This window comes from Streptomyces sp. SM1, assembly GCF_002910825.1.
Taxonomy (GTDB): Bacteria; Actinomycetota; Actinomycetes; order Streptomycetales; family Streptomycetaceae; genus Streptomyces; species Streptomyces okerensis.
Window position 1 is genome coordinate 1 of sequence record NZ_NEUB01000075.1, and the last position, 10,438, is coordinate 10,438.

8 protein-coding genes are annotated in these 10,438 nt (G+C 70.3%); 1 reads left to right on the forward strand and 7 read right to left on the reverse strand.

Translation table 11 applies throughout. The features are described from left to right. The coding region (locus tag B9S61_RS01605; RefSeq protein ID WP_146064672.1) for an FtsX-like permease family protein at positions 1-1,072 on the forward strand (1,072 nt) is incomplete at its 5' end. 76 nt (positions 1,073-1,148) lie between these two features. On the opposite strand, the gene pgi is transcribed toward B9S61_RS01605, so the two are convergent. The 7 genes from pgi to B9S61_RS01640 all read right to left on the reverse strand — a co-directional run bounded on the left by pgi (position 1,149) and on the right by B9S61_RS01640 (position 10,207). Next, on the reverse strand, positions 1,149-2,804 hold the full coding sequence (pgi, locus tag B9S61_RS01610; protein ID WP_103540574.1) for a glucose-6-phosphate isomerase: 1,656 nt from the start codon (positions 2,802-2,804) through the stop codon (positions 1,149-1,151). A gap of 164 nt (positions 2,805-2,968) precedes the next feature. Then, positions 2,969-3,304, reverse strand: coding sequence for an RNA polymerase-binding protein RbpA (locus tag B9S61_RS01615; protein WP_079110552.1), 336 nt, complete (start codon positions 3,302-3,304; stop codon positions 2,969-2,971). 210 nt (positions 3,305-3,514) lie between these two features. Beyond that, positions 3,515-3,745 carry a preprotein translocase subunit SecG gene (gene secG, locus B9S61_RS01620; protein WP_037938704.1) on the reverse strand — a complete coding sequence of 77 codons (231 nt, stop codon included), beginning with the start codon at positions 3,743-3,745 and terminating at the stop codon, positions 3,515-3,517. A gap of 101 nt (positions 3,746-3,846) precedes the next feature. Further along, on the reverse strand, positions 3,847-4,602 hold the full coding sequence (gene tpiA / locus B9S61_RS01625) for a triose-phosphate isomerase (protein ID WP_103540578.1): 756 nt from the start codon (positions 4,600-4,602) through the stop codon (positions 3,847-3,849). A 40-nt stretch (positions 4,603-4,642) separates the two neighbouring features. Further along, the gene (locus B9S61_RS01630; RefSeq protein ID WP_103540575.1) at positions 4,643-5,854 is read right to left on the reverse strand and encodes a phosphoglycerate kinase; all 1,212 of its coding nucleotides are present in this window, start codon (positions 5,852-5,854) and stop codon (positions 4,643-4,645) included. A gap of 163 nt (positions 5,855-6,017) precedes the next feature. Beyond that, positions 6,018-7,025 (reverse strand): type I glyceraldehyde-3-phosphate dehydrogenase, encoded by a 1,008-nt coding sequence (gene gap, locus B9S61_RS01635; protein WP_103540576.1) that lies wholly within the window; start codon positions 7,023-7,025, stop codon positions 6,018-6,020. A gap of 227 nt (positions 7,026-7,252) precedes the next feature. Continuing rightward, a complete protein-coding gene (locus tag B9S61_RS01640) occupies positions 7,253-10,207 on the reverse strand; it encodes a M14 family metallopeptidase (protein ID WP_103540577.1) in 2,955 nt (984 codons plus the stop codon). Between the last annotated feature and the right edge of the window lie 231 nt (positions 10,208-10,438).

A 10,438-nucleotide genomic window follows, 5' to 3' on the forward strand; every position in this document is an offset into this window, starting at 1 on the left:
CACCCGCCGGCCCCGCTCGCTGGGCGCGGTGGGCAGACTGGCGCTGCCGCTGCTGCTGATCGTCGTGGCGCTGAGCGCCTGGACCACCATCGACCGCTTCCACAGCAGCCCCGAGCGGATGGGACTGCCCACCGCGCTCGGTGTCCGCGCGGACACCTCACTGGGCGACCTGGCCACCCGTGCCCTGCTGGAGCGCGATCCGCAGGTCGCCGCGGCCTACCCGGGCGTGGAGGTGGCCGCGCTGGTCCCCGGCCAGACCGCCACCATCGCGCTGCGCGGACTCGGCACCCACCGGGAGCCGTACCCGTTCACGCTGGCCGAGGGCCGTGCCGCGCGCGGGCCCGACGAGGCGGTGGCCGGGCAGGGGCTGCTCGACCTGCTGCACGTCCGGGTGGGCGACTGGGTGCGGATGACGGTCGGCGACCAGCCGCAGATCCTGCACATCGTCGGCCGCAGCATCGAACCGGAGAACGCCGGACGGGTCATCTCCACCTCGCTCGACACCCTCCGCGCCAACGATCCGGACCTGCGGCCGAGCCTGTACCAGCTGCGGCTCCACCCCGGCGCCGACCCGGACGCGGTCGCCGCCCGGCTGGCCACGGCGGGCCGCGGTCATCTGGACGTGCACACCGTGGCCAATCCGGCGGACGGGCTGTCCCCGCTGCGCGCGGTCGTGCTCGGGCTGATCGCGATCCTCGCGCTGATCGGGCTGATCGAACTGCTGACGGCGATCGGCGGCACGGTCCGTGAGGGCGAACGCGATCTGCTGGCGCTCAAGGCCATCGGACTCTCCCCCCGTCAGATCACCGCCGTCACGGTCACGGCCACCGCCGGTACCGCCCTGGGGGCCGTGCTGCTTGCCATGGCCGTCGGGCTGCCGCTGGCGCACTGGCTGATCGACGCGCAGGGGAGATCCAGCGGAATCGGCGCCGGAATCGCCCAGGGACCCTCCCCCGTGCTCCTGCTGCTGCTCGGGACGGCCGCCGTCCTGGGCGCCGCCGCCCTCGCCGCCCTCCCCGCCGCGCGAGCGGCCCGCCACCGCCTCGCGGACACCCTGAGCGCGGTGGCCTGAGTTCGCCCCCGCCGCCCCTTCCCGTTCCCGTCTCCGGGTCCGGGGCGGGGCCCCAGGTTCGCTCACCCGCGCAGGGTCACCGCCGCCCGCGCAGTTCCCGGTAGGTGGCGACCAGGGCCTTGGTGGACGCGTCCAGGCCGGGGACGTCGGCGCCCTCGGTGAGCGCGGGCTCGACGCGCTTGGCGAGGACCTTGCCGAGTTCGACGCCCCACTGGTCGAAGGAGTCGATGTTCCAGACCGCGCCCTGCACGAACACCTTGTGCTCGTACAGCGCGACGAGCTGGCCGAGCACGGACGGCGTCAGCTCGCGCGCGAGGATCGTGGTGGTGGGGTGGTCGCCCTTGAACGTCTTGTGCGGGACGAGTTCCTCCGGCACCCCTTCTCCGCGCACCTCGTCCGGGGTCTTACCGAAGGCGAGGGCCTGGGTCTGGGCGAAGAAATTGGCCATCAGCAGGTCGTGCTGCGCCTTGAGTTCGTCGCTCAGCTCGGCGACGGGTTCGGCGAAACCGATGAAGTCGGCCGGGATCAGCTTCGTACCCTGGTGGATCAACTGGTAGTAGGCGTGCTGCCCGTTGGTGCCCGGGGTGCCCCATACGACCGGGCCGGTCTGCCACTCCACCTCGCGCCCGTCCCGGCCGACGTACTTGCCGTTGGACTCCATGTCGAGCTGCTGGAGGTAGGCGGTGAACTTCGCCAGGTAGTGCGAGTACGGGAGCACCGCGTGCGACTGCGCGTCGTGGAAGTTGCCGTACCAGATGCCCAGCAGGCCCAGCAGCAGCGGCACGTTGGACTCGGCGGGGGCGGTGCGGAAGTGCTCGTCGACGATGCGGAATCCGTCGAGCATCTCCCGGAAGCGGTCCGGGCCGACGGCGATCATCAGCGACAGCCCGATCGCCGAGTCGAAGGAGTAGCGGCCGCCGACCCAGTCCCAGAACTCGAACATGTTCGCCGTGTCGATGCCGAAGTCGGCGACCTTCCCGGCGTTCGTCGACAGGGCGACGAAGTGCTTGGCGACCGCCTCCTCCTCACCTCCCAGGCCGTTCAGCAGCCAGGTCCGCGCGGAGGTGGCGTTGGTGACCGTCTCGATGGTGGTGAACGTCTTGGACGCGACGATGAACAGCGTCTCGGCCGGGTCCAGGTCCCGGGTCGCCTCGTGCAGGTCGGCGCCGTCCACGTTGGACACGAAACGGACCGTGAGGTCACGGTCGGTCCAGGCGCGCAGCACCTCGTACGCCATGGCGGGGCCCAGGTCGGAGCCGCCGATGCCGATGTTGACGACGTTGCGGATGCGCTTGCCGGTGTGGCCGGTCCATTCGCCGGAGCGGACCCGGTCGGCGAAGTCGGCCATCCTGTCGAGGACGGCGTGCACGGCCGGTACGACGTTCTCCCCGTCGACCTCGGTCACCGCGTCCCGGGCGGCCCGGAGCGCGGTGTGCAGCACGGCCCGGTCCTCGGTGGTGTTGATCTTCTCGCCGCGGAACATGGCGTCGCGCAGCCCGGACACGTCGGTGGCGGCGGCCAGCTCCCGCAGCAGCCGCAGGGTCTCGTCGGTGACCAGATGCTTGGAGTAGTCGACGTACAGGTCACCGACCCGGAGGGTGTACCCGGTGCCGCGGCCGGGGTCGGCGGCGAACAGCTCGCGCAGCCGCACCTCGCCGAGTTCCTCACGGTGCTTGGCCAGTGCGGTCCATTCGGGCGTCTGGTTGAGCCTCGTACGGCCGTCTGCGTTCATCTCGGACTTCAGCCTTCTTCCTTGGGTGTCCCCGCTGTGCCGGCTGTTCCCAACCTAATTGATCAGCGGTGAAGAAGGCCGGAGGAGTCCGGAGTCCGGAACCGGCCCGCCGAGAGGCCCAGGACCTGCCCGCAGGTCCTGGGTGCGCCGCGGCCGGAGAGGCCCTAGATCTCGCCCCGCAGTTTGGCGAGCGCCTCGGCGAGGATCGCCTCGCCGTCGGCGTCGCTGCGGCGCTCCCGCACATAGGCGAGGTGGGTCTTGTAAGGCTCGGTGCGCGGTGGGTCCGGGGGGCTGTCGCGGTCCTGCCCGGCCGGGAACCCGCAGCGGGGGCAGTCCCAGGTATCGGGCACCTGCGCGTCGCTCGCGAAGCTCGGCTGCGTCTCGTGCCCGTTGGAGCACCAGAAGGAGATGCGCAGCCGCGGCGCGGACTCGCCGCGCTCGGCCTCGCCCATCGGCCCCGCCCCGACCCGGCTTCCCCGGATCGCGTTGCCACTTGCCACGGTCGTAACTCCCTGCGTGATGGTGCCGCGAAGCGAATCGGCCTTCCGCTTCGCCGCGGGCGCCTCAGTCTACGTAAGGCCCAACGCGCGTCCAGTGATAGGAGTTACCTTCCCTCGCACCCAGACGCAAGCCCCATGATAGGCCGCGCTCAGCGGCGCGTACCGAACATGGGGCCTTACGTGGAAATGCGAGCGGAATTCGCCCTCGGCTCAGTTGTTCACCTTCATGGTGATACCGAGCACGACGATGCACGCGAACCAGAGCAGACCGACCACGACGGTGATCCGGTCGAGGTTACGCTCGGCGACCGAGGAGCCGCCGACGGAGGACTGCATGCCACCACCGAACATGTCGGAGAGGCCGCCGCCCTTCCCCTTGTGCATCAGCACCAGCAGCATCAGCAGCAGGCTGAAGACGATCAGGGCGATGGAGAACCCCATAACCACGGCTGGACCAACTTCCTCGGATACGGATGGACGACGCGGGGCCCAGCACACTGCTGGACCCCGCAAGGGTACGACGGATCGCCGCTACGGCATACTCACTGGTCGCGGAATCGGACGATCTTGACGAACTCGTCGGAGTCCAGCGCGGCGCCGCCGACCAGGGCACCGTCGATGTCGGCCTTCGCCATGATCTCGGCGACGTTGCCGGACTTGACCGAGCCGCCGTACTGGATGCGGACCCGGTCGGCCAGCTCCTGGGTGTAGAGCTCGGCGATCTTTCCGCGGACGGCGGCGCAGACCTCCTGGGCGTCGTCGGCGCCGCAGACCTTGCCGGTGCCGATGGCCCACACCGGCTCGTAGGCGATCACGATCGTCTCGGCGTGCTCGGCCGGGAGGTCCTTCAGGCCGCCCTCGACCTGGGCGAGGGTGTGGGCGACGTGGTTGCCCGCCTCGCGCACCTCCAGCTCCTCGCCGACGCACAGGATGGGGGTGATGCCGTGCTTGTAGGCGGCCTTCACCTTGGCGTTGACGATCTCGTCGGTCTCGGCGTGGTACTGCCGGCGCTCGGAGTGGCCGACGGCCACGTAGGTGCACTTCAGCTTGGCCAGCATGGGGCCGGAGATCTCGCCGGTGTAGGCGCCGCCGTCGTGCGCCGAGATGTCCTGGGCGCCGTACTTGATCTTCAGCTTGTCGCCGTCGACGAGCGTCTGCACGGAGCGCAGGTCGGTGAAGGGCGGCAGGACGGCGACCTCGACGGCCTCGTGGTCCTTGTCGGCCAGGGCGAAGGCGAGCTTCTGGACGTGGGCGATGGCCTCGAGGTGGTTGAGGTTCATCTTCCAGTTGCCGGCCATCAGCGGCGTGCGGCCGTTTTCCAGTGCGGTCATGTGAGGGTCAGTCCTCCAGTGCGGCGAGGCCGGGGAGCGTCTTGCCCTCGAGGTATTCGAGGGAGGCGCCGCCTCCGGTCGAGATGTGGCCGAATGCCTGCTCGTCGAAGCCCAGGGTACGGACCGCGGCGGCGGAGTCTCCGCCGCCCACCACGGTGAAACCCGGGGAGTCGGTGAGGGCCTGGGCGACCGCCTTGGTGCCCTCGGCGTAGTCGGGGTGCTCGAAGACGCCCATGGGGCCGTTCCAGAAGACGGTGCCGGCGTCGGCGAGCTTCGAGGCGTACAGCTTGCGGGTCTCCGGGCCGATGTCCAGGCCCATCCGGCCGGCCGGCATGGCGTCCGCGGCGACGGTGGCCGGGTCGGCCGGCGCCTTGGTCTTCATGTCGGGGAACTCGGCCGCGACCAGGGTGTCGACCGGCAGTACCAGCTCGACGCCGGTCTTCTCGGCGCGCTCCAGGTACTCCTGGACGACCGGGATCTGGTCCTCCTGCAGCAGGGACGTGCCGATCTCGTGGCCCTGGGCCTTGAGGAAGGTGTACGCCATGCCGCCGCCGATGAGGATGCGGTCGGCCCTGCCGAGCAGTTGGTCGATGACGGCGAGCTTGTCGGAGACCTTGGCGCCGCCGAGGGCGACCACGTAGGGCCGCTTGACGTCGTCGGTGAGCTTCTTCAGCACGCCGACCTCGGTGGCGATGAGGTGTCCGGCGTAGTGCGGCAGCCGCGCCGGGAGGTCGAAGACCGAGGCGTGCTTGCGGTGCACCGCTCCGAAGCCGTCGCCCACGTAGGCGTCGGCGAGGGCGGCCAGCCGGTCGGCGAAGGCACCGCGCTCGGCGTCGTCCTTGCTGGTCTCGCCGGCGTTGAACCGCAGGTTCTCGATGACCGCGACCTGTCCGCCGGCGAGGCCGGCGACGGTGGCGGTGGCGGAGTCGCCGACGGTGTCGGTCGCGAAGGCGACGTCGGCGCCGAGGAGTTCACCGAGACGCGCGGCGGCCGGGGCGAGGGAGAAGGCGGGGTCCGGGGCGCCCTTGGGGCGTCCCAGGTGCGAGGCGACGACCACGCGGGCGCCCGCCTCGGCGAGTGCGTGGACGGTGGGCAGCACGGCGCGGATACGGCCGTCGTCGGTGATGGTGGTGCCGTTCAGCGGCACGTTGAGGTCGGCGCGGACGAAGACCCGCCGGCCCGCGACACCTTCGGAGAGGAGTTCGTCGATCGTCTTCATAGGGGCTCCCTGGCTAGAGCTCGTGTTCGACTGGAGCTCGTGTTCGCTCGTGATCGCTCGTGATCGAAAGAGAGCGGCTGTTCCGATACGTGCGTCAGGGCTCGGCCGGCGCGTTGCCGCACCGGCCGAGCCCTGCACTCATATCAGGCCGTCTGCTCCACGGTCAGAGCTGGTTGCCCACGAAGACCGTCAGGTCGACGAGACGGTTGGAGTAGCCCCACTCGTTGTCGTACCAGCCGATGATCTTCACGCTCTTGCCGTCCTGAACCATGGTCAGGGACGAGTCGAAGGTGCAGGACGCCGGGGCGTTGACGATGTCGGAGGAGACGATCGCGTCCTCGGTGTACTCGAGGTAGCCCTTCAGCTCGCCCTCGGCGGCCTTCTGGAAGGCGGCGTTGACCTCTTCCTTGGTGACCTCGCGGCCGAGCTCGACGACCAGGTCGGTGACCGAGCCGGTCGGGACCGGGACGCGCATCGCGATGCCGTCCAGCTTGCCCTTGAGCTGCGGCAGCACCAGCGCGGTGGCCTTCGCGGCGCCCGTGGTGGTCGGGATGATGTTCTCGGCGGCGGCACGCGCGCGACGCAGGTCCTTGTGCGGGAAGTCGAGGATGCGCTGGTCGTTGGTGTACGCGTGCACCGTCGTCATCAGGCCCTTGACGATGCCGAAGTTCTCGTCCAGCACCTTCGCCATCGGCGCCACACAGTTGGTGGTGCAGGAGGCGTTGGAGATGACGTGGTGGTTCGCCGGGTCGTACTGGTCGTGGTTGACGCCCATGACGAGGGTGATGTCCTCGTCCTTCGCCGGGGCGGAGATGATGACCTTCTTGGCGCCACCGGTGATGTGCTTCCCGGCGTCTTCCTTCTTGGTGAAGATGCCGGTCGACTCGATGACGATGTCGACGCCCAGCTCACCCCACGGAATGTCGGCGGGGTTGCGCTCGGAGAGGACCTTGACCGTCTTGTCGCCGACGGTGATGGTGTCCTCGGTGTGCGAGACCTCCTGCTTGAGGCGGCCCAGAATGGTGTCGTACTTCAGCAGGTGTGCAGTGGTCGCCGTGTCACCCAGGTCGTTGACGGCCACGATCTCGATGTCGGCGCCCTGCTCCAGCAATGCGCGGAAGTAGTTGCGACCGATGCGGCCAAACCCGTTGATGCCTACGCGGATCGTCACGAACCGATCTCCTCGTTGGTACGCCGGCTGTGACGCCGGCGAGCTGTATTTGGGATGTCCCCGACCAATGTCGACCCTACCTCTCCGGGGCCCCGGCCGTGACATCGAGTTGTCCCATACCCGGCAGGGCCGCCCGTACCCGTCAGTAGGGTACGGACCGCCCTTGCCGGCGCCCCTTTCTCATCTCGTTCCGCTACGGATCGCGGTGCTGCCGCGGCATGCCGTGATCACCTGTCGAGGGCGGCCAGCGCCTTCCTCAGCAGCGCGGACCGGTCGGCCGCGGACGTCAGATGCTCCAGGCCGAAGCCCAGCAGCACGGTGTCGTCGGTGGTGACCGCCGCATGGGTGCGGAACAGCTCTCCGGTGCGGGTCCAGTCCTTCAGTACGGCCGGGCTGCCCGCGGGCGGTCCGGACGCCTCCCAGACACCGAGCGAGGTCTCGAAACCCTCCGTCCCCGTGGCCGTGCCGCCGAGCACCAGGGAGGCCTCGTCGGCGAGGACGCCGCGGCCGCCGCTGCCCGGGTCGGTGACGTACGCGAGGGACACCTCGACCGTCTTCCCCGCGTAGGCGCTCAGGTCGAACTCGACCTGCCGCCAGCCACCGGAGGACCCGGTGAGACTGTTCCAGGACCCGGTGGTACCGGTCGCGGCACAGCCGTCGTCGGAGAGTGTCAGGTAGTGCTCCAGCCACGGGTGCCCGGCCATGTAGAACCCGGCCGCGCACTCGGCCGGCACGGTGACGCCGGTGGCGCCGCCGGCCTCGGGCAGGGTCGTCCAGTCGTCGGCGCCGGCGGTTTGCGCCTCGACGACGACATGGTCGTAACCGGGCTCCGTGTCCCACAGCAGCTGGGTGCGCAGGGCGGGCCGCTCGGCCGCGGTGGTGCCGGTGAGGTCGACGGTGCGGGTGAGGCGCTTGTAGCCGTCGTCGGTGTGCACGGCGGCGGCCATGTACGAGCCGGCGTGGGGCCCGTACGGGTTGACCGTGCCGGGATACTCTCCGGCACCGGCGCTCGCGAACCGCGGGTACCGCTCGGCGGGCAGTTCGTCGGAGGTGACGCCGTAGGTGCCGGCCCGGTCCAGCGGGTTGCCGGGCGCGTCACCCAGCGGGCCGGTGAAGCCGCTCAGCCCTCCGTCGCCGCTGAACCCGGTGACTCCCGGGGCCGGGGTGCGGCTGTAGGCGCCCAGGTAGTACTGACCGAAGTCGTCGGAGAGGGTGCCGCCCCCGAGATCGACGCTGCCGCCCGCCTGTTCGCCCGCCTCGATCAGCCGGCCGCCCTCGTTGAGGAAGGCCCGCAGCTGAAGCTGGGTGGCGACGCCCGGGGTTCCCGCACCGGTGTGGTGCACGACCGTGCGGAAGTGGCTCAGCACGCCCAGCGCGTCCGGGGCACCCCGCTCGGCGACGTCCCAGACCGCCGCGCGGCGGCCGGCGGCCCTGAGCGCGTCGACGTACGTCCCGGTGTGAGCGGCCGCCGCGCCCTCCTCGGAGACGACGAGGACATCCGCGCGGGGACGTTCGGCCACGGTGTAGGTGAAGTACTCGCTCGCGGTCCTCTTGCCCCGGCGGTCCTCGCCGGTGAACCACACCTCGACCCTGTCACCGGGCCCGCCGTGTCTCACCTTCGCCCGGTACTCGTCGAAGTAGAGGTTGTCCTCACCGCCGTACCGCTCGCCGCCCCTGAAGCGCCTGAGGTCCACGTCGTGCGTACGGCCGCCGTTGACGCGGTACTTGAGTTCCTTGTCGCGTACCGCCTTACGGGCGACGACGGAGACCTCCTGGCCGGCGCCGCGCGCGTACGACGTGGTGAAGGCGGCCGGGGTGAAGTCCGCGGCCTTCAGACCGACCGCGGAGGACGGCCGGTCGGGGTGGGCGGCGGACTCGGCGACGGAGAGCGCGAACGGGATGTTCTTGGCGAACTCCTGCTGGATCAGCTTCTCGTCGTCGGGGAAGTTGAAGCCCGACCGGCAGTCGCGCGCGTTCCACTCGTCGTCGGGGTCGGCCTCGGACACGGTCTGGCAGGTCGACATCTCGGGGGTGAACATCGCCATGCCGTTGACGTTGGCCGCGTGGCCGTCGGCCTCGCCGTTGGTGGTGTACAGCTCCGAGGAGAGCTGCGGGTGGTAGCCGGGGATCGCGGAGTTGCCGGGCGTGCCGGCGAGGGCCTCGTAGAGGACGTCGTCGGGGGTGGGCGTGGCCACCTGCCAGCCCACTCCGTAGAGGAGGAGTTCGGCCGCGGAGTGGTAGTTGATGCCGTACGTGAAGCCGACGCGTTTCTGGAAGGCGTCGATGGCCCTGGTCTCGGGCTCGGAGCCGGGGCTCGCGCCGCGGTAGGTCTGGCTGGAGGGGCTGGGGGACGAACCCTCGTCGTCGTAGCCCCACTTGTAGGGGAAGTTGCGGTTGAGGTCGACGCCGTCGCCGGTGCCGATGGCGCCGTCGCCGTTGACGTCCCGGAGGTTCTTGCGCCACAGCCGGTTGGCATCGTCGGCGAAGGTGTGGTCGTAGCCGTCGGGGTTGGCGGAGAGGACGAACCAGAGTTCGGTGGTGTCGACGATCCTCTTGATCCGCCTGTCCGTCCGGTAGCCGTCCAGGTAGTGGTGCATCAGCCGCCGGGTCATCTCCGGGGTGATCCACTCGCGCGCGTGCTGGTTGGACATGTAGAGGACGGCCGGCCTGGAGCCGTCCCTGGTCCTGTCGGCCTTCCTGGTGAGCTTCAGAGCGAGGATGTCCTGGCCCCGCACGGTCTTCCCGATGGAGACGACCTTGGTGAGGCCGGGGTGCTCCCGCGCGGTGCGGAAGACCTCCTCCTTGAGCCCGCCCTTCGCGCCGTACGGGCGGAACACGCCCTCGGCGGCGTCCTCGACCCGGGCCTCCGCGCGGGTGGAGAGGGTGTGCTCGGTGAGGCCGACGCCCTGCTTCTCCAGCTTCTGCGCCTGTCCGTCGGTGAGGTAGACCTCGACGGTGGCGGTGCCCTGGTCGGGCACCCGCTCACCGAGTTCGTGGCCGTCCTGGCCGGCCGCCAGCAACAGGGGCACCTGCTGCCTGGTGACGTCGGCCCGGAAGACCTTGACCTCCTCGGGGTCGGAGGCCGCGGGGCCGGCGGGCTGTGCCTGGGCGGTGGGTGCGAAGCCCGCTCCGCCGATCAGGAGCGTGCCGACAGCGAGGATCGATCTCGCTCTGTGTCTCATGAGCCCCCCAGAGAGTGGTCCGCCACAGCAGCGAACAGATGCCAGGCTCATGACACAACATGATCGAGTCAAGGGCGCCACCACGACACACGAAAGCCGGCGCCGGCCACCCGAGTGGGCGCCGGCACCGGCCCTCTGATCGCCCGTCAGCCGGCCTGCCCGCCAGGACGTGACCGGGCCGGAGCACCCTCACTCCCCCGCACGACCGGCCGCCCCGCCGGCCGGCCACCC

Bases quoted from the DNA above. Each gene is read 5' to 3' on its own strand.
- B9S61_RS01640 (WP_103540577.1), bottom strand. From the start codon at position 10,207: ATGAGACACAGAGCGAGATCGATCCTCGCTGTCGGCACGCTCCTGATC.
- tpiA (WP_103540578.1), bottom strand. From the start codon at position 4,602: ATGGCCGGCAACTGGAAGATGAACCTCAACCACCTCGAGGCCATCGCC.
- pgi (WP_103540574.1), bottom strand. From the start codon at position 2,804: ATGAACGCAGACGGCCGTACGAGGCTCAACCAGACGCCCGAATGGACC.
- B9S61_RS01630 (WP_103540575.1), bottom strand. From the start codon at position 5,854: ATGAAGACGATCGACGAACTCCTCTCCGAAGGTGTCGCGGGCCGGCGG.
- secG (WP_037938704.1), bottom strand. From the start codon at position 3,745: ATGGGGTTCTCCATCGCCCTGATCGTCTTCAGCCTGCTGCTGATGCTG.